We start from the raw sequence: 18,001 nt of genomic DNA, 5'->3' as shown, positions 1-18,001 counted from the left end.
ATTGAATACGACGATGGGAACGGGAGCGCCAGATTCCTCGCCATCGTCAGCGTCGATCAATTTGGGGGCGATCGTTATGACAGCCAATATTTTCCCGGGCGAACCTCAATCACGGTTCCACGCGACACGGGACGACAGCGCTCATGCGATGGACGTGCCCCCGACCGCAGCCCAACAGCGTGAGCGTGCGACGAACCGGCTTGCAGCTCTGGGCGAGATGACGGGCGGCATTGCCCATGACTTCAGAAACCTCCTAGCAGTCATCGAATCCGGCCTGCGGCTTGCCGAAAGGCGAGCCGACGAACCCGAATGCGTACGGGCCTACATCGAGGCGGCGCGGCAAGGAATCGATCGAGGGATCGAGCTAACGTCTCAACTGCTCGCCTTCGCAAAACATCAGGAACTCGATGCCCATGCGGGCGACCTGAACGAGTTCCTCAGATCTTTCGAGCCCTTCCTCAGGTATGGCGCGGGACCAGATGTCAGGGTCAAGCTCGAACTCGGTTCCGATGTCCCGCTCTGCATGGTCGACCCCGCGTTCTTCGATGCAGCCGTGCTTAACCTCGTCATCAACGCGCGCGATGCCGTCTCAAATGACTCCGAAGTCCGGGTCACCACCGGACGACTGGTGCAGACGACCGCCTCACCTGATCCGCCCGGGCCGGGAAGCTACGCCTACGTTCGGGTCGAGGACCACGGTTGCGGCATGACTCCGGAGGTGTTGCAGAAGGTTTTCGATCCCTTCTTCACGACGAAGGGCGAAAAAGGCACAGGGATAGGACTGTCGCAGGTGCAGGCATGGCTGGATATGGTGGGTGGCCGGATCCGAATTGCAAGCGAGCAAGGTATCGGAACGACGGTCGACCTGCTGTTCCCGTCAATCCAGGCGGAACCCTAACAAGGCTCCTGCTATCTGCTCTCGTCGCGTGCGACGGAATGCAATCCTGCCAGCGCAGGACCCACCACGCTCTCATCCGCACTTGCCGATTGCACCGCGTAAACCGGATACGAGAATTGCGGCATTTCAGGCACAAGATGAAGCCGGCCTGCTTCTATGTGAGATTGCACTGAGCTCATTCTGAAATATCCAGAGCCGCCTGTCGCAAGAACATAGTTCAGGGCGAGCGGACCGAGATCGAAGGAAAGATCCGGCGCAGCACTCGGGAAATTCATCCCGTGGTGAAGTCCAAAATCCGGCCCCCAATCCATATAAACATATGATTCATCCACGACACGGGCATCGGGATTGGTAGTCACCAGGACGAGTTTTTCTTCCAAAAGCAGATCGATTTTCAAACCCGGTCTGTGCGGGGGCGCGTACATGATAGCCAAGTCGACCAGTCCCGAGGCAACCTGGTTGATCAGATCCTGTGGCACGTCGACGTGCACTCGCAGCGCGATATCCTGAAGCGATTGGCGCATCCAGCGGACCCAGTCGAGCAGAAGAGGTTGCGCAAGGCTGACTTCGCTGCCGACCGTCAGGACGGCCCGGCGCCCTGGAGGCACGGCAACCTGGTGAAGGGTGCGTTGCCATAGTTGGACGAACATCGGGGCGTGGCGCAGGAATTGCTCGCCTGCCGGAGTGAGCGAAGCTCCGCCTTTATGCCGAACGAAGAGCGGTCGACCTAGTTGCTGTTCAAGGTTGCGGATTCGCGCGCTCACGGTCGTCTGAGCGACGTTCAGGCGTTCCGAAGCTCGGATGAAACTCCCTGTAGAAACGATCTCAATAAACGTGCGGGCCAGTTCAATATCCATGAGCGCTAATAGCATAAAAATTGCGCTTAAATGTCAATGAATTTCGTTTGCCACACAACAAGCGAGAACATTAGGCTTCGGTAATCCATCAAGCAACGCGCTGAATGCTGCGCAGCGCCGGGTTGGAGCGGGCACGAGCCCTCTCCATCCTCACCTATCGTTTTGCCTGCAGTGTCACAGGAGAAATCATGTCGACGAAAGAGAAGAACGACCAAGCCGATGTAGGACGTCGTGACTTTCTGAAACTGTTCGGCGCGGCCGGCGCGGCAGCAGGCACCCTGTCGTTTGGCGGATCCGCATCGGCGGACGAGATCATGGCAGCGGCCGCAACAGACACGAAACATCATCACGCCGCCGCCGAACCTCATGCCGGAGGCCGTGGCTACGAATTCTTCAATGTCGACGAATCCGCCTTCGTCGAAGCCGCGGTCGATACGCTCATTCCAAATGATGCAACCGGTCCCGGAGCCAAGGAGCTTGGCGTAGCGACCTACATCGACCGGCAGATGGCCAGCGGATATGGCAAGGGCGACCGGCTTTATCTGGAAGGGCCGTTCGGCGAGGGTACGCCCGAGCAGGGATATCAATTGCCGATGACCCCCTCGGAACTGATCCGGGCGGGCATCGCCGACGTCAATGCCGTTGTGCAGAAAAGCCACAAGAGCAACTTTGCGGCCCTTTCGGCAAAGGACCGCGCCGCGGTTATGGCCGACCTTGACGCCAAGAAGACCGAGCTTCCAACGGTGCCGACCGCAACCTTCTTTGGGCTCCTCCTGCAGCTCACGATCGAGGGCTATTTCGCGGACCCAATGTACGGCGGGAACAAGGAGGCGGCTGCCTGGAAGATGATCGGCTTCCCCGGCGCGGACGCCATGTACGCGGACAAGATCGAGCCGTTCCGGAACAAGCCCTACAAGGCTGAACCGAAGGGCATCCAGGACCTCATTTGACCGGCGCAAGAAGAAGGAGACTTTGACATGGCCACCAAATTGAACGCGGTCGACGTCCTGATTGTCGGCCTTGGGTGGACAGGCGGCATCATTGCCAAGGAGCTTGCGGCCACCAAGCTGAAGATCGTCGCCCTCGAGCGGGGAGGGCCGCGCGACACCAATCCGGACTTCATCGATCCTGAAATCCATGACGAATTGCGCTACGCGGCCCGCTACGACCTCATGCAGAACGTGCGGAGGGAAACCATCACATTCCGCAATGGTGAATCGCAAACGGCGCTACCCATGCGTCAACTCGGCTCCTTCCTGCCCGGCCAGGGCGTCGGCGGCGCCGGCGTGCACTGGAACGGAGTGACTTGGCGCTGGCTCGAATGGGATCACCAAGCGCGCACCCGGACGGTCGACAAGTACGGCGAAAAGATCATCCCTTCGGACATGCACCTTCAGGACTGGCCGATCACCTACGACGATCTCGAACCCTACTACGAGAAGTTCGAAAAGACCTGCGGCACCTCCGGCAAGGCCGGCAATCTCAACGGCAGGAAGATCGACGGCGGCAACATTTTCGAAGGATCGCGCAAGAGCGAGTACCCGAACCCCCCGATGACTGCGGCGCAGAGCATGGTGATGTTCGAGAAGGCGGCCCGCAACCTCGGCTACCACCCGTTCCCCAACCCGTCGTCGAACGCGTCACGGGACTATGTCAATCCCGATGGCGTGGCCTTCGGCCAGTGCCACTATTGCGGCTTTTGCGAACGTTTCGGTTGCGAGGCGAATGCCAAGGCAAGCCCGCATTTCACCGTCATTCCGCTGGCGCTGAAGAATCCGAATTTCGAACTGCGCACGAATTCGATCGTGCTGAAGGTCAATCTCGACTCGACCCGCAAGAAGGCGGTCAGCGTCACCTATCTCGACGCTCGCGGTCGCGAATTCGAGCAGCCTGCCGACCTGATCATTTTGTCGGCCTATGCGCTCGGCAACGTCAACCTGCTGCTGCAGTCGGGGATTGGCGTGCCCTACGACCCCGCAACGGGGAAGGGCGCGGTCGGCCGCAACTATGCCTACCAGTGCGGCGGCGGGGCCACCGCTTTCTTCGACAACAAGACCATCCTGAACCGCTTCATGGGCGCCGGCGCGCTCGGCACCTGCATGGATGATTTCAACGGCGACAACTACGACTTCGTGAAGGCCGGCTACATCGGCGGCGGCGGCATCAGCTGCAGCAACTCGGGCGCCCGGCCTATCCAGTCGCATCCGACTCCCCACGGCACGCCGCGCTGGGGCTCGGACTGGAAGAAGGCGGTGGTCGACAACTATGACCACGCGGCCAACGTTGGCAATCAGGGCGCGGTGATGGCCTACCGGCAGAACTATCTGAGCCTCGATCCGACCTATACGGACGTCTTTGGACGTCCGCTAATGAGAATGACGTTCGATTTCCAGGACAACGAGGTAAAGCAGATGAACGGTCAGGCCGATATCTGCGTGAAGATCGCCAAGGAGATGGGCGCGAGCAGGGTCGACCGGAGCATTCCGCCAGTGCCCTATTCGATCGTGCCTTATCAGAGCACGCACAACACAGGCGGCGCGGTGTTCGGAGCCGATCCGAGCACCAGCGTCCTGAACAAGTATCTTCAGGTGTGGGATGTGCCGAACGTGTTCGTCACCGGCGCTTGCGTGTTTCCCCAGAACGCTGGGAAGAACCCCACCGGACCGGTAGGTGCTCTTGCCTACTGGGCGGTGGACGCGATCAAGAACCAGTACCTAAAGGATCCGGGTCCCCTGGTGGATGCTTGACGCAGCGCCTGCCGGATCCTCGGTTCGGGTTCGGCAGGCCCTTCGACCCCCCATATGCCCGACAGGGACCTGGCGGGAAACCAGACCGCACTGAAAGCAGCCAACATGAAATCGACCATTCTTGCATTGACGACCGCGGTTATCACAGCAGTCAGCACTGCCCAGGCGCAAGATACATCCGGTGGTAACGCTGAAGCCGGCGCCTCCGTCTTCAAGAGATGCATGGCCTGCCATGCGGTCGGCCCCGATGCCAAGAACGGAGTAGGGCCCGTATTGAATGGCGTCGTCGGCCGTGCGGCGGGCACCTACCCGGGTTACAACTATTCCGAGGCGAACAAGAATTCGGGCCTGACCTGGGATAAACCGACGCTGACGACCTATCTGCACGCGCCGCGCAAGCTGGTGCCAGGCACAAAGATGACATTCGCCGGTCTCAGCAAGGACCAGGAGATCGCCGATGTGATCGCCTACCTGAAACAGTTCAACGCTCAAGGACAGAAGGCCTCCCCCTGAATCAGGGACGACCTGTCCCAGCTTGCAAGCAAACCTTATGAAGTTCCTGCTGCATCGAGGCCTGGGGTATTCCACGGTTCATCAGATCGGTGACTACCTGCGAAGCCATGGAACCGGCCATCACTGGATCGAGCGATATCGCGGCAGCATCTTCGTGATCGTATCCGATCAGGCCGACGAGATGATCCTTCGAAAGGAGTTCTCCGGGCTTCTCGATGCCGTCAGCGAAAAGGAGGCGGACGGATGAGCGGAAAAGTCTTCGACGAGAGAGTGAAACTGAAGCGGGCATATGAGAGTCCTGCCGCCGACGATGGCACGCGGGTGCTGATTGACCGGCTTTGGCCGCGCGGGGTCAAGAAGACCGACGCCGCCATCGACTGCTGGATCAAAGAACTCGCGCCAAGCACCGAGCTTCGGAAATGGTTCGGACACGATCCTGCCCGCTGGGAGGAATTCCGTCGGCGATATGCGGCGGAAATCCACGCGCACCGCGACGAGCTCGACCGGCTGCGTGACCTGATACTGCAGGGCGCCGTCACGCTCGTCTACTCGGCTCACGACGAGGCCCACAACGACGCCGTCGTCCTGCGAGAGATTTTGCTGGGACATCGATAAGAAACGTCGCGCCGCGTTGCCTTTGCCATCGATGACATTGGGCGTGTGACCACGACAGCGGGCCCCAACAACACTTTTCTGGAACCAAACTGAAGGAAACCTCATCCAAGCATCGAGGGCACGTTCACGTCGAGGAGAAGCACAATGAAATTCTTTGTCGATACAGCAGATGTATCTGAAATTCGCGACCTTGCTGCGGCTGGATTTGTCGACGGGGTGACCACGAACCCATCGCTCATCTCAAAGACCGGTCGACCGATCAGGGATGTGATCAAGGAGATTTGCGGGACGATCGAAGGCCCGGTTTCAGCGGAAGTCACCGCGACCGACTTCGACGGCATGATCGCCGAAGGAGAGCGTTTGGCGGGCATCGCCACGAACGTGGCCGTCAAGGTGCCATCCACCTGGGATGGGTTCAGAGCTTGCAGGGTGCTCGCTCACCTCGGCCACAAGGTCAATGTCACGCTGTGCTTTTCAGCAAACCAGGCATTGCTTGCGGCCAAGGCTGGCGCGACGTTTATTTCGCCGTTCGTCGGCAGGCTCGACGATATCGGATTGGACGGCATGGAAGTGGTCCGGGAAATCCGCGCGATCTACGACAATGACGAATCCTTCACGACGGAAATCCTGGCGTCTTCAATTCGCACCCCACTCCACGTCAAAGAGGCGGCAATCGCAGGCGCCGATATTGCCACCATCCCCCCGGCAGTACTTCGAGGCCTTGCCAAACACCCGCTCACCGACAAGGGTCTGGCGTCCTTTCTCGCGGACTGGGGCAAGACGGGGCAAGCGATCCTTTAAGGTTGCCCAGGCCGGCTGTCGGAAATGGCCGAAGCCGTTAGCAGCCAAATGGACGAATTGGTCGAGGAGCAGATGCTCTGGGATGACACCGTCGCGTCAAACTGGTTGGCAGTTCATCTTCCCGCGCCGGCTCCGAACCCGCCGAGATGCCCATCAGCCCGTCGAGCGCATGGTCTTGGAATCTAACACAAAAAATGCATCCAATTGCTCATTAAATTCGTTTGCATGAGGTCCTAGATGGCGGGAGACTGGGGACGTAGCGGTTTCGCTTTGGTCGGGAGCTCTGGTGAAAAAGAAATCGAGAATCTGAAGGCGCGCGCCTGGACGGAACATGTTCCGGGCTTGCGAAGTCTATTGCGGCCCCAGCTAACGATTTTAGGCTGAGGATCGCCAATGGAGGCGAAAATGGCTGAGAGCCATTCGAAAGCAAACGGTCCGGATCTGGTTCAGGGCATCGCGATCGCCGATCTTGAGGATGGCGGCAAGCTCGTCGGCCATTGCGGCGACGAGCAGGTGCTGCTGGTGCGCCGCGGGACCGAGGTATTCGCGGTCAGCGCGACATGCACGCATTACGGCGGGCCACTCGTCGACGGTCTGGTAGCAGAAGACACGGTTCGGTGTCCGTGGCATCACGCGTGCTTCGACCTGCGCACGGGCGAGGCCCTGCGCGCGCCCGCTTTCAACCCGCTCGCCTGCTGGTCGGTGGAACAGCGAGAAGACAAGATATTCGTAATGGGAAAGCGCCCGCGAACGGCACCCATGGCGCGAGGTGGCGGTACGGCTCCCGAAAGAATTGTCGTTGTCGGCGGTGGCGCGGCCGGTTTCGCTGCCGCCGAGACACTGCGCCGCGAGCAATACCAGGGCAGCATCGTCATGATCAGCGATGACCAGACGCCGCCCGTCGACAGACCGAATCTCTCGAAGGACTATCTCGCCGGCAAGGCGCCGGAGGATTGGATTCCGCTGCGCGGCGAGAAGTTCTATTCAAAAAACGGCATCGACCTGCGTCTCGATACGAAGGTCGACCGCATCGACCTGCATTCCCGCGAGGTCCTCCTCTCGGATGGCGGCAGGATTCCTTACGACAGCCTGCTGCTTGCCACGGGGGCTGAACCGGTTCGCCTTGCCGTCCCTGGCACCGACCAATCTCGTGTTCACACGCTGCGCTCGTTCGCGGACTGCAAGGCGATCATCGAGCGGGCCGCGAACGCGCGGCGCTGCGTCGTGCTCGGCGCCAGTTTCATCGGCTTGGAGGTTGCGGCGGCCCTGCGTTCGCGCGGCCTCGACGTCCATGTCGTGGCTCCGGACAGACGGCCAATGGAGCGTGTCCTGGGTCCGCAGATGGGCGATTTCATCCGCACCCTCCATGAGGAGAATGGTGTCGTATTCCATCTCCAGGATACCGCTGCCAGCATCGACGGCAGCAAGCTGAAGCTCAACAGTGGCGGGACATTGGCGGCGGATTTCGTCGTGGCCGGGGTCGGCGTGCGACCGCGGATCGGGCTCGCCGAAAAGGCCGGGCTCAGCCTCGATCGCGGTGTGGCGGTGAACCCATTTCTGGAAACGAGCGCGCCCGGGATATTCGCGGCCGGCGACATCGCCCGGTGGCCCGATCCCCACAGTGGCGAGAACATTCGGGTCGAGCATTGGGTGGTTGCGGAGAGACAGGGGCGAACTGCGGCGCTCAACATGCTCGGCCACCGCGAGAGATTCACCGCGGTGCCGTTCTTCTGGAGCCAGCATTACGACGTGCCCATCAACTATGTCGGCCATGCCGAGCGATGGGACGAGATCTCGGTCGATGGAGACGTCGCGGCCAGGGATTGCCTGCTCCGATTCAAACGGGAGGGGCGCACGCTCGCTGTCGCCTCGATCTTCCGCGACCTGGAAAGTCTGGAGGCCGAGTTGGAAATGGAGCACCAAACGGCAAGCTAGAACGCGCTCTCGAGCACGGACGGGAGCGCCTCGAGAATGACGCAGCCGAGTATGTCGCCGTGACACAAAGGAGACCGATCTATGTCCGCATTGCAACAGGAATTCAACGTTGCCAGGGATTTGCAAATCATTGCGCCCACTCAGCATCATTCAAAGATCGTCGAGTTCGCCAAGGAGGTTGCCGGACAAGAGGCCCATCAGATGCCGACGTCGGTCGAAATCTTCTCCGACAGCGGTCGCTGGTACTGCCAGGTTCGTCGCGGCAATGAAAAGACGCGGCCGATGGGCCCCTATACCAAACAACAGGCTGAACGGGTTCAGGAAGTTCGCAGAGCCTTGATCGCAAAAAGAGGCACCGCTCGGATTATGTTCGAGTAGGCGGGGACGTAACGATCGCGCCGGCCGGCATACGCTTCACCGCAACGATCGTCTTTATCGAGTTTACAGGAACGTACGAGGCAGGCCTCCGGCCATAGCCGCGTTGTGAGAACCAGGTCTCGCGACGTGACCTGTCGACGTTCCCGCTTGCCGAGCCGGCATTGTCTCAGCCAACGGAAGGAAAGCCGATATGGAATACAGGTCGATTGTTCTCAACCTCGACATCGACGGGATGGTTGAACCTGTCGTCAAGCTCGGTGTCGATCTCGCCCAGCGCTTCGACGCGCGCCTGATAGGTCTGTCGGCTGCCGACGTCGCGCCGCCCGTTGCAATGGAAGGTGGAATGGCCTTTGAAGGGGAGAGCATGATGCGCCAGCGCAAGAACATCAAGCGACGGCTCGAGGACCTCCACGCGAAGTTCGAAAGCATTGCTGGCGCAACGGTTCATACGCAATGGCGTGGGGCCGTGGGCAATCCGACCCGCTTGCTGATCGAATCGGCGCGGCTGGCCGACCTCATCATCACAGCCTCGCCGGAGGGCGCCAGTTTCGGCAACGCCTATCGTTCCACCGACCTCGGCAATCTGATCCTTCAGGCCGGCCGGCCCGTATTCGTGGCGTCGACCAACCAGGAGAATTTCCGCATCAACAAGGTTCTGGTTGGATGGAAGGACACGCGTGAAGCCAGGCGCGCGGTTCTAGATGCCATGCCCTTTTTGCAGCTGGCTCAGGAGGTTCGGATCATTACGATCGACGACGGTCCAACCGATGAAACCTGGAACGGGCTCGACGATGTTGTCGCCTTCCTGGACCTGCACGGCGTAGAGGCCAAGGCGGAAGTGTTTCCGGAAAAATCCAATGGCGGAACGATCGCCGACGTCGTCGGCGCAATGAACGCGGATCTCGTCATATCCGGCGCCTACGGCCACAGCAGGTTCAGGGAGTGGATCTTCGGCGGCGCTACCCGCTCGCTACTTGAAGCTGATCGGCTGAACCGGCTCATGTCGAACTGATCGCCGGCATTGATGGCGAAGTGCATCCCCACCCAGATTTCGCGAACGCATCCCAGCCCCGCTGGGCTGGCTGCTCGTTAGCCGTGACAAGCCTGCCGGCCAGACCTATCGCAAGAACTCAGGCTTGTTGTTGTTCGCCCTCGGTGGCGATCAACATCCAGTTCCGCTTCCTTGACTGGGTTTGACAGGCGAACGTCCATGTATCGATCATCTCGACGATCTCCCGCGGATCGCCGGCGACGATTGCTTTGTCGGCAGAGCGTGTAGCGCTGACCACCTCGGAAACGTACCGAACGACGATCTCCGCGGTACCATCCGCCACGAACGCGTCGACAACCTTGGCTTCGTCCGTACCTATGAAGGTGAGTTCCAGCACTTCTCGTCGATCCCGCCGCCCGATGATTTCTCGCTCGAAGGCGGCAAGCACCTCCGGTCCGACAAGGCGCTGCAATGTCTGGATGTCACTATCCGCAAACGCCCGCAGGATGGCTTCATAGGCCCTCCTGGCGCCTGACAGGAATGCTGCGAGGTCGAAATCCGGGTCGATCTTGCGAAGCGCATCCTGGGGCGTGTCCGCGCCGGACGCATGTTCGGTACTGACGTCTTGCTGCGGCGGCGCAGCGTTTCGCTTGGCCCTCTCGTCGTTCCAGCGCGAGAGGAGCTGGCTCCAACTCCCAAGCATTGCCCAATAAAGCGCAAGGATCGCAACGAGAAGGATCTGGCTGTTCGGGTCTGTGGTCTCGCTCATGACATTCACCCATCGACTTGTCGAAGATGCACATATCAGCGGATGCGGGGCAGCCTTTCCCACTGATGGAATGGCGGCGGCGAGGGCAGCTGCCATTCAAGCGTGGTCGCCCCTGCGCCCCATGGATTGGCGCTGGCCGGGCGCTTGCGGCTGAAAGCTTCAGCGACGGCAATGAAGAAGACGATCAATCCGGCGGTCGAGATATAGGAGCCGATCGACGCGATGAAGTTCCAGTCCGCGAAGGCCTCAGGGTAGTCAGCGGTGCGGCGCGGCATACCGGCCATGCCGAGGAAATGCTGAGGGAAGAATACGAGATTGACGCCTATGAACATCGCCCAGAAATGCAGCTTTCCCAAGGTCTCGCTGTACATGTAGCCGGTCATCTTGGGGAACCAGTAATAGAAGCCCGCGAAGATGGCGAAGACGGCTCCCAAAGACAGCACATAGTGGAAGTGAGCAATCACGAAGTAGGTGTCGTGCAATGAGCGGTCTATGCCGGGGCTGGCGACCATGATCCCGGTGACGCCGCCAATGGTGAAGAGCAGGACGAAGCCAAGAGCCCACAGCATAGGCGTCTTGAATTCCATCGACCCGCCCCACATCGTAGCCAGCCACGAAAACACCTTCACGCCTGTCGGAACGGCGATCACCATCGAGGCGAAGGCGAAGTAACGCTGGGCGTCGACGGAGATGCCGGTCGTATACATATGGTGCGCCCAAACGACGAAGCCGATCATCCCGATCGCCACCATCGCATAGGCCATGCCGATGTAGCCGAAGATCGGTTTTTTGGCGAAGGTCGAGATGACATGGCTGATGATGCCGAAACCAGGCAGGATCATGATGTAGACCTCCGGATGACCGAAGAACCAGAACAGGTGCTGGTAGAGGATCGGGTCGCCTCCTCCTTCAGGCACGAAGAAGGTCGTGCCGAAGTTGCGGTCCGTGAGCAGCATCGTGATCGCGCCGGCAAGCACCGGCAGCGACATCAGCAACATGAAGGCCGTCACAAGCATCGACCAGGCGAACAGCGGCATCTTGTGCATCGTCATTCCCGGCGCGCGCATGTTGAAGATGGTCGTGATGAAGTTGATCGCGCCGAGGATTGATGACGCTCCCGCAAGGTGGATCGAAAGAATGACGAGATCGACCGCGGGACCTGGCTGGCCGGAGGTCGAAAGCGGCGGATAAAGCGTCCAGCCGCCGCCATGGCCAAGGGTGCCGGGCGCTCCCGGCACGAACATCGAGGTTATGAAAAGGATGAACGCCATCACCAGCAGCCAGAACGAGATGTTGTTCATGCGCGGGAACGCCATGTCCGGCGCGCCGATCATGATCGGCACCATCCAGTTGCCGAAGCCGCCGATCAGGGCCGGCATCAGCACGAAGAAGATCATGACGAGGCCGTGGGAGCTGACGACGACATTGTAGGTCATCGGGTCGCTGAATATCTGCAGCCCGGGCTCCTGAAGCTCCATCCGGACCAAGACCGAAAGCGCGGTGCCGAGAATCCCCGCCAAGATGGAGAAGATCAGATAGAGCGTCCCGATATCCTTGTGATTGGTCGAGTACAGCCATCTGACGAAAAACCGGGGCTTGTGGTCTTCGGTGGATACCGCTGAGGTCGACATGGTGTTCTACCTGCCTTTCATTCGCAGGCAAGCCTGATAGTTCGCGATGGAGGCCGTAGCCGCCGCGACCGGGAAACCAGGCGCTGTCTGCTTCGTGTTTTCAGTCCGTGACGATTGCGTCCATCGCAATGTCGTGGGGCTGCGGACGGATCGTTTCGAGCCGGCTTCCGGCGTAACCCACTCCGATGGACAGCGGCCGCCTGGGCATCGCCGCGAGCGTTCTGTCAAAGAAGCCGCCGCCATATCCCAAGCGGTAATTCGCACTGTCGAAACCGACCACCGGTGCGATCACGACATCCGGCACGACCGATGGTCCGCGTGAGGGGACCAGGATGTTCCACACGCCACGCTCGAGCGGGTCGCCCGGACTCCAGATGCGGAATTCCAGGGGCCAGCCCTTCCTGATGACGACAGGAAGTGCGATCCTGCCGCCGCGCTCGATGACCGTGATCGCCCAGTTGCGAAGGTCGGGTTCCCCGCGGAACGGCCAATAGCCGCTGACGATGCGTCCGCTGACCTTGCCGATGGCAAGATCGAGACGCGAAGCTATGCGGTTTGACTTGGCGCCCCTCTCTTCGGCGTCGATGGCGAGGCGCTCCTCGATCAGCCTCTGCCGTTCCGCCTTGCGCCAGCGCAGGACGCAGCTCCAGGAATCTCCCGGCTCTGCTTGTCCGCCATATTCGGATGAAAGCTCGTGCGCGTAGCAGGGCGGGGATGCGTATTCATTGATTTCAAGGTCGGGGTCTCTCTCTTCGGCCATCGCCAGCTCCGTATCCGTGCCCCACACGTTTGCTAAAACGTGCTCCGCAGGAAACAGGAAGGCAAACGGAATTAAATGCTGTATGGATGCAAAATTATTGCACTCATCGAAGGTGTCCAATGGACATAGATCGCGCGCGCACGTTTCTTGAAATTGTCCATTCGGGCAGTTTCCTGAAGGCTGCGGATCGCCTTCATGTCACGCAGACCACTGTGAGCGCGCGTATACGCACCCTGGAGGAGGAGCTCGGTCGTCAGCTCTTCATCCGAAACCGCAATGGCGCGCAGTTGACGCCGTCCGGGCGCGAGTTCGAGCGCTTTGCCCAGTCTTTCGTTCAAATCTGGGAGCGTGCCCGCCATCAGCTTGCCATCCCGTCGGGACGGACAAGCGTCGTTGCCCTCGGCGGCGAACTCAGTCTGTGGAACCCGCTGCTGCTCGACTGGCTGGTCTGGATGAAGAAGGCCAAGCCCGAGATCGCCATCCATGCCCAGGTGGGGGTGCCCGACCAACTTCTCGACCAGCTCAGAACGGGTGTTCTAGACATCGCCGTGCTTTACGCGCCGAAGCTCTTGCCGGGGTTCAAGGTGGAGTTGCTCGTCGAAGAGCAGCTTGTTCTCGTGAGGACCAGGAACGAGGAACCGACTGGTGCGAAAGACTATGTCTACGTGGATTGGGGACCGCTGTTCGCGGCACAGCACGACGCAAGTTCGACCGCGTTTGGAGAACCTGGATTGCTGGTTGGCCTGGGGCCGCTGGGGCTCAGCTATATCTTGCGCGCCGGCGGCATGGGCTATTTCCGCCGGGGCGCCGCAGCTCCTCATATCGAGGCGGGGCAGTTGGAGGTCGTTGAGGGCGCGCCGGAATTCACCTATCCGGCCTATGCTGTCTATCCGGAAGCAAGCGAGACGCGCACCGACATTCAGGAGGCGCTACGCGGCCTCAAGCATGTCGTGAAATGAGTGTTCCTTCGAGAAGCGAACCAAGTTTGGGCTAGGATGATAGTCACGGATTGACCGAAAATGCCTCATCCATTCTACACCGTCGGTCACTCGAACTGGTCGATCGCCGAATTCGTCGCCCTGCTGCGAGTTGGAGAAGTCGCGCTGGTTGTCGACATAAGGACCGTCCGGCGATCGCGCGCGAACCCGCAGTTCAACAGCGCGACGCTTCCGGAAAGCCTGGCAGCATTCGGCATCGGATATGAGTACCTCGCCGAGCTTGGCGGCCTGCGCGGCAAGGCACATGACGTTCCGCCAACGCTAAACGCATTCTGGATCAACCAGAGCTTCCACAACTACGCCGACTATGCTTTGTCCGCGGAATTTGCCAGCGGCTTGAGCAGGCTTGTGTCCCTCGGCAGGCGGCGGCGGTGCGCCATCATGTGCGCGGAAACGCTCTGGTGGCGCTGTCACCGCAGAATCGTGGCCGACTATCTGATCAGCCACGGCCAAATCGTTTTTCATCTGATGGGCCATAACAAGGCCGAGCCCGCGAAACTGACCGACGGCGCGAGGGCGAGGGTCGACGGAACGCTTGTCTACCCGCCTTCACGCCCCTTAAGCTGGCCGATTCCTTAGGCGGCCGGCGGACCCGGGTCGTCGAATCCCGCGTCGAAGGCCGCCGCAACCTCGCTGCGAGGTTTGTCGCGCGGTTCATCGGAACGATGGACGACTCGCAGGCCCGGCTCGCTCGGCCGCCGCGGTTCCGACGCAACAACTCCCGCGAGCTTCAGCCTCTCGAGCCTTGCGGCTTCCGGTTGATAGACCACTTCATGCACGGTCAGTGTCTCCAGGCGACCGTCCGCAGTCGGAATGGAGATAGACTGCCCCTCGGCCAGACCGAGCAACGCTAGGCCGCGCAGATTGGTTATGGGCAACAGCATGCCAACCAGGCCGCGCATCTGGTCATGTGCGATGATGCGGGTTTCGGCAGGGCCGTCGTTCACCCGATAGGCCACGCGGCTGTTGAGTGTCACGACGTTTGCCGGGATGTCATCCCTAAACATTACAACAGCGCTCGAAATCTTTCGTCGGAGAATGACCCAGAATGTTTCATCGAGCATTGGATGACGGTCCCTTACCACCTCAAGAATGGTGTAGTCTTTGGTGGTCAGTTGGCAGCTCTCGGTAGTGGACATGAAATGTCTCCAGCCGGAGCGGTCAGAGACGATCCGGCAACAAGCAAATTGATCGGGTGATGTGGAAAGATACCCCTGCGCCGGACGGGGCCGGCCCAGGGGTCAGACTCCCGCGATCAGATTGCCTGCGTGATTGAGGAGACGGAAGGAGATGCCCATGTCTAGAGGCTCGCCGCGACCGCTGGAGGCGGAGGGGCGAGGCTTCGGGCGCCATCGACTTCCTCCGCGCTGGGTTTGCTTACACCAAGCACCAGCAGTTCATGCCTGCGTCCGTCCCGTGCCGTCCACATGATAGACTGTCCGGCCGATAGGCCGATCAGGGCCGTGCCGATCGGCGTCAGGATTGAAACCTTGCCGGCAGAAATGTCCGCTTCGCCCGGATAAACCAGCGTGACCGTTTTTCGATCGCCGGAGTCGGGCTTGAACGTCACTGTCGAGCCCATCCGGACAGTGCCAGATGAGACCCAGCCATCGCCGACGACGCGCGCACGCTCGAGTTCGACAAGGAGTTCGTCAGACGCTTCCGGGCTTCGTGCGGCAAACGTGCTCGCAAGCGCTGATAAACGCGCATGGTCGGACTGCGAGATCCGGATGGCCGGCTTACGCCGGGTTTTTGTGTTGTGCAGCATTTGAATTCTCATAATTTTTAGGTGGCCAACCGCCATCAAGCCGGCGAAGCTGGCCAATTCGGGGAAGTTATTTTGCTTGAAGCGGCGATGCGCGAGGGCGCGCTGGCCCTGCCGATCACCCCATGTCAATGGAAGTCATGCCCCTCGGCTCGGGGCACATGGCGGCCGAGCCGGGGGTTAAGATCCCGCGATGGGGCAAACCCGGAAAAGAAAATCGCAAAGAATTTTAGCAGCGGCGTCCATAAGCACATAGTTGGGGAAGTAATCCCGGAAGTCAAGGCAACCACCTCGGCAGAGCGAGCATTGAGCTATTCGAAGCGAGCGCCGAGCAAGGTGTCTATCACCAGTTCTCTTCCAGTTCTGTTTATTCCGGTCCCGTGAGGTCTCTCTTCCGCCAGCCCGAGGAAGATGAGGCGTTCGGCCAATGCTTTCGATAGAGCCGGGTAGGGTCCGCGATTCATGCGCTTAAGCGCTGTCTGCTCTTCCTCAGTGAGATCACCCCACGCAACCTTCATGACCCTCTCCTAGCTTGCACCTGGTCAGCAACCGCGGGATTCTGAAATTGTCCGTCGAGCGGCTGGGATCGTGAATTGATCGACCTCCGAGGCCTGAGCTTTATGGAACGGCATCCGTTCCAACGATACCGCCCTCATTCTCCAGGATGCCGATCCTTTTGACCTCCGAGCGGTTGAGCTTCAGGCGAACGCCGATACCGCCGCCGTTCTCGGCAATGAAAACAGCGCCTGCCTGTTCGAGCGTGGTCTGGAGCGTGTCGCAGATTTCCTGGTCCGGAAGGGTGATACGCCGCTCGAACTCTTCGATGACCAACGCATCCACACTCGAATTGCTGGCGAGCTTTTCACGGGTCCATTCGACCAGTGCGCGAGCGGCGCGGCATTGGGCACCAGTGATCATCGTAAGATCCCCCGTTCCACACGCTTTCGGGAACCGTCGCTGAAAACCATCATGCTCTCACGCTGCGGCTCAACTCCTCAGAATGGATATCGAGTCCGCAAAAGGGAAGGGTCGATGCCAGTCCTCGGGAAACAAAATTTTGATGCAAGAAAGTTGCGTTAAAGCCGCAATAAATTTCGTTTGAGTTGCATAAACTAAGAGAGGAAGCTTTCGCCACGGCCTGGCGGTCAGCGCCGACGGTTCAAATCGGGAAAGTGCGAAGTCTTGGCAAAGACGCGATGAGGCGCGCAGACCATGGATAGGTCCAAAAGCAACAGCCACCAGGTACTTTCGTGGCCTGGCGTTCGGCCTCCCGACAGAGCACGGATGCTGGTTGCAATGGATATCATGAGGTCACCGGTCGTGGCGGTCGGGCCGGACAGCACACTGGACGAAGCGTGCGACCTTCTTGTCACGCGCGGTTTGAGCGCGGTCGCGGTGATCGACCGGGGCGTAATGCTTGGCACCGTAGGCGAGGAGGACTTGGTCCACAGGGCGGAAATAGGGACGGCCGCGCCGCGGCGTTCCTGGTGGTTCCATCTCTTCGGCCGTAACACGGCGCTCGCGGCGGACTACTTGAAGTCGCACTCCGCCCATGTGACCGATGTCATGACCAGGCAGGTGATCACCGTTTCACCGTGCACCCCGATCGACGAAATCGCGGCGCTGCTTGAAGGCAATCGCACTCGGCGCGTCTTCGTCGTCAGCGGCGAACGCGCCGTGGGGGTTGTCGCCCGGGCAGACCTGGTGCGTGCGTTGGCATCCGCCAGGCAAAGCCGGCCTCGCCCGGTCTCGTTCCACGACGATGCCAGCATCAGGCGCGAAATCGTCGGCGCCCTGCGGTCCGAAGCGTGGCCGTCGATCGGAGCAGCCGACGTGAGCGTGACAAATGGGGTGGTCACCTTATGGGGTGGCTATCTGTCGGAACAGGAACGGAAGGCATCGCTGGTTCTAGCCGAGAATACGGCCGGAGTTCGGGCTGTGGATGATCACCGCGTTCCCCTCGACATTGCCTACGCGATGGTTTGAGGCAGGGCGAGGATCGAACCAGTGAGCATCGGTGTCAAGGACATCACCTCGGTTTCCGAGCAGCAGATACATCAACTCGTGGACCTATTCTACGACAAGGTCCGCGCCGATCCTGATCTCGGTCCGATTTTCGAGCGCGTTATCCGGGACGAATGGGGGCCGCATTTGCAGAAGATGTACGACTTCTGGTCTTCGGTGATGCTGACCACGGGGCGCTACAAGGGCCAACCTGTCGTGATCCACCAACGCATCGAAGGCTTGGAGGTCGAGCTTTTCGATCGCTGGGCTCGTTTTGTTCGGCGAAAGTTGCGCCGAGGTGCTGGATGCCGAGACAGCCGGCCTGTTCTGGCGCAAGGC

21 protein-coding genes are annotated in these 18,001 nt (G+C 60.2%); 13 read left to right on the top strand and 8 right to left on the bottom strand.

The window, feature by feature from the left end; translation table 11 throughout:
* The first annotated feature begins 76 nt into the window (after positions 1 to 76).
* Positions 77 to 898: a sensor histidine kinase gene (locus WDX12_RS28335; RefSeq protein WP_434722805.1), complete on the top strand. Its 822-nt coding sequence runs from the start codon at positions 77 to 79 to the stop codon at positions 896 to 898.
* Positions 899 to 909: 11 nt separating this feature from the next.
* Here the strand turns inward: WDX12_RS28335 and WDX12_RS28330 are convergent, their stop codons facing one another.
* Positions 910 to 1,755, bottom strand: a complete 846-nt coding sequence (locus tag WDX12_RS28330) for a LysR family transcriptional regulator (protein ID WP_434722804.1) — start codon at positions 1,753 to 1,755, stop codon at positions 910 to 912.
* 104 nt (positions 1,756 to 1,859) lie between these two features.
* Here WDX12_RS28330 and WDX12_RS28325 point away from each other — a divergent pair, with 104 nt between their 5' ends.
* The 9 genes from WDX12_RS28325 to WDX12_RS28285 all read left to right on the top strand — a co-directional run bounded on the left by WDX12_RS28325 (position 1,860) and on the right by WDX12_RS28285 (position 9,756).
* Positions 1,860 to 2,705, top strand: coding sequence for a gluconate 2-dehydrogenase subunit 3 family protein (locus tag WDX12_RS28325; RefSeq protein ID WP_434722803.1), 846 nt, complete (start codon positions 1,860 to 1,862; stop codon positions 2,703 to 2,705).
* A 27-nt stretch (positions 2,706 to 2,732) separates the two neighbouring features.
* Entirely contained in the window at positions 2,733 to 4,502 is a 1,770-nt protein-coding gene (locus WDX12_RS28320; RefSeq protein ID WP_434722802.1) for a GMC family oxidoreductase, read from the top strand.
* A gap of 54 nt (positions 4,503 to 4,556) precedes the next feature.
* Positions 4,557 to 5,015, top strand: coding sequence for a c-type cytochrome (locus WDX12_RS28315; RefSeq protein ID WP_434722801.1), 459 nt, complete (start codon positions 4,557 to 4,559; stop codon positions 5,013 to 5,015).
* Between the two features lie 37 nt (positions 5,016 to 5,052).
* Positions 5,053 to 5,262: a hypothetical protein gene (locus WDX12_RS28310; RefSeq protein WP_434722800.1), complete on the top strand. Its 210-nt coding sequence runs from the start codon at positions 5,053 to 5,055 to the stop codon at positions 5,260 to 5,262.
* Complete coding sequence (locus tag WDX12_RS28305; protein WP_140680944.1) at positions 5,259 to 5,630, top strand: DUF488 domain-containing protein; 372 nt, start codon at positions 5,259 to 5,261, stop codon at positions 5,628 to 5,630. Before WDX12_RS28310 ends, WDX12_RS28305 begins: the two co-directional genes overlap by 4 nt.
* Before the next feature lie 144 nt (positions 5,631 to 5,774).
* On the top strand, positions 5,775 to 6,431 hold the full coding sequence (fsa, locus tag WDX12_RS28300; protein WP_434722799.1) for a fructose-6-phosphate aldolase: 657 nt from the start codon (positions 5,775 to 5,777) through the stop codon (positions 6,429 to 6,431).
* 405 nt (positions 6,432 to 6,836) lie between these two features.
* Positions 6,837 to 8,366, top strand: a complete 1,530-nt coding sequence (locus WDX12_RS28295) for an FAD-dependent oxidoreductase (RefSeq protein WP_434722798.1) — start codon at positions 6,837 to 6,839, stop codon at positions 8,364 to 8,366.
* An 81-nt stretch (positions 8,367 to 8,447) separates the two neighbouring features.
* The gene (locus tag WDX12_RS28290) at positions 8,448 to 8,744 is read left to right on the top strand and encodes a hypothetical protein (RefSeq protein ID WP_434722797.1); all 297 of its coding nucleotides are present in this window, start codon (positions 8,448 to 8,450) and stop codon (positions 8,742 to 8,744) included.
* A 190-nt stretch (positions 8,745 to 8,934) separates the two neighbouring features.
* On the top strand, positions 8,935 to 9,756 hold the full coding sequence (locus WDX12_RS28285; protein ID WP_434722796.1) for a universal stress protein: 822 nt from the start codon (positions 8,935 to 8,937) through the stop codon (positions 9,754 to 9,756).
* A 118-nt stretch (positions 9,757 to 9,874) separates the two neighbouring features.
* Here WDX12_RS28285 and WDX12_RS28280 read toward each other — a convergent pair whose 3' ends face one another.
* The 3 genes from WDX12_RS28280 to WDX12_RS28270 form a co-directional block, all read right to left on the bottom strand.
* Positions 9,875 to 10,504: a Tim44/TimA family putative adaptor protein gene (locus WDX12_RS28280; protein WP_434722795.1), complete on the bottom strand. Its 630-nt coding sequence runs from the start codon at positions 10,502 to 10,504 to the stop codon at positions 9,875 to 9,877.
* A gap of 35 nt (positions 10,505 to 10,539) precedes the next feature.
* On the bottom strand, positions 10,540 to 12,135 hold the full coding sequence (ctaD, locus tag WDX12_RS28275; protein WP_434722794.1) for a cytochrome c oxidase subunit I: 1,596 nt from the start codon (positions 12,133 to 12,135) through the stop codon (positions 10,540 to 10,542).
* A gap of 100 nt (positions 12,136 to 12,235) precedes the next feature.
* Positions 12,236 to 12,895, bottom strand: a complete 660-nt coding sequence (locus tag WDX12_RS28270; protein WP_434725721.1) for a 5-formyltetrahydrofolate cyclo-ligase — start codon at positions 12,893 to 12,895, stop codon at positions 12,236 to 12,238.
* Positions 12,896 to 13,014: 119 nt separating this feature from the next.
* On the opposite strand from WDX12_RS28270, the gene WDX12_RS28265 reads away from it, so the two are divergent.
* A complete protein-coding gene (locus WDX12_RS28265; protein ID WP_434722793.1) occupies positions 13,015 to 13,854 on the top strand; it encodes a LysR family transcriptional regulator in 840 nt (279 codons plus the stop codon).
* Positions 13,855 to 13,914: 60 nt separating this feature from the next.
* Positions 13,915 to 14,472, top strand: a complete 558-nt coding sequence (locus WDX12_RS28260) for a DUF488 domain-containing protein (protein ID WP_434722792.1) — start codon at positions 13,915 to 13,917, stop codon at positions 14,470 to 14,472.
* On the opposite strand, the gene WDX12_RS28255 is transcribed toward WDX12_RS28260, so the two are convergent.
* The 4 genes from WDX12_RS28255 to WDX12_RS28240 all read right to left on the bottom strand — a co-directional run bounded on the left by WDX12_RS28255 (position 14,469) and on the right by WDX12_RS28240 (position 16,576).
* Positions 14,469 to 15,032 (bottom strand): nucleoside-diphosphate kinase, encoded by a 564-nt coding sequence (locus WDX12_RS28255; RefSeq protein WP_434722791.1) that lies wholly within the window; start codon positions 15,030 to 15,032, stop codon positions 14,469 to 14,471. The two genes, WDX12_RS28260 and WDX12_RS28255, sit on opposite strands and share 4 nt — an antisense overlap.
* A gap of 161 nt (positions 15,033 to 15,193) precedes the next feature.
* On the bottom strand, positions 15,194 to 15,790 hold the full coding sequence (gene rnk / locus WDX12_RS28250) for a nucleoside diphosphate kinase regulator (RefSeq protein WP_434722790.1): 597 nt from the start codon (positions 15,788 to 15,790) through the stop codon (positions 15,194 to 15,196).
* A gap of 179 nt (positions 15,791 to 15,969) precedes the next feature.
* Positions 15,970 to 16,176, bottom strand: coding sequence for a hypothetical protein (locus WDX12_RS28245; protein WP_434722789.1), 207 nt, complete (start codon positions 16,174 to 16,176; stop codon positions 15,970 to 15,972).
* Between the two features lie 100 nt (positions 16,177 to 16,276).
* On the bottom strand, positions 16,277 to 16,576 hold the full coding sequence (locus WDX12_RS28240; RefSeq protein ID WP_434722788.1) for an XRE family transcriptional regulator: 300 nt from the start codon (positions 16,574 to 16,576) through the stop codon (positions 16,277 to 16,279).
* A gap of 378 nt (positions 16,577 to 16,954) precedes the next feature.
* Here WDX12_RS28240 and WDX12_RS28235 point away from each other — a divergent pair, with 378 nt between their 5' ends.
* On the top strand, positions 16,955 to 17,644 hold the full coding sequence (locus WDX12_RS28235) for a CBS domain-containing protein (RefSeq protein WP_434722787.1): 690 nt from the start codon (positions 16,955 to 16,957) through the stop codon (positions 17,642 to 17,644).
* Positions 17,645 to 18,001 lie beyond the last annotated feature (357 nt).

This window comes from Mesorhizobium sp. RIZ17, from assembly GCF_051127865.1.
Lineage (GTDB): Bacteria > Pseudomonadota > Alphaproteobacteria > Rhizobiales > Rhizobiaceae > Mesorhizobium > Mesorhizobium humile.
Note: the sequence above shows the minus strand (reverse complement) of the source record. Positions and strands in the feature narration are given on the sequence as shown.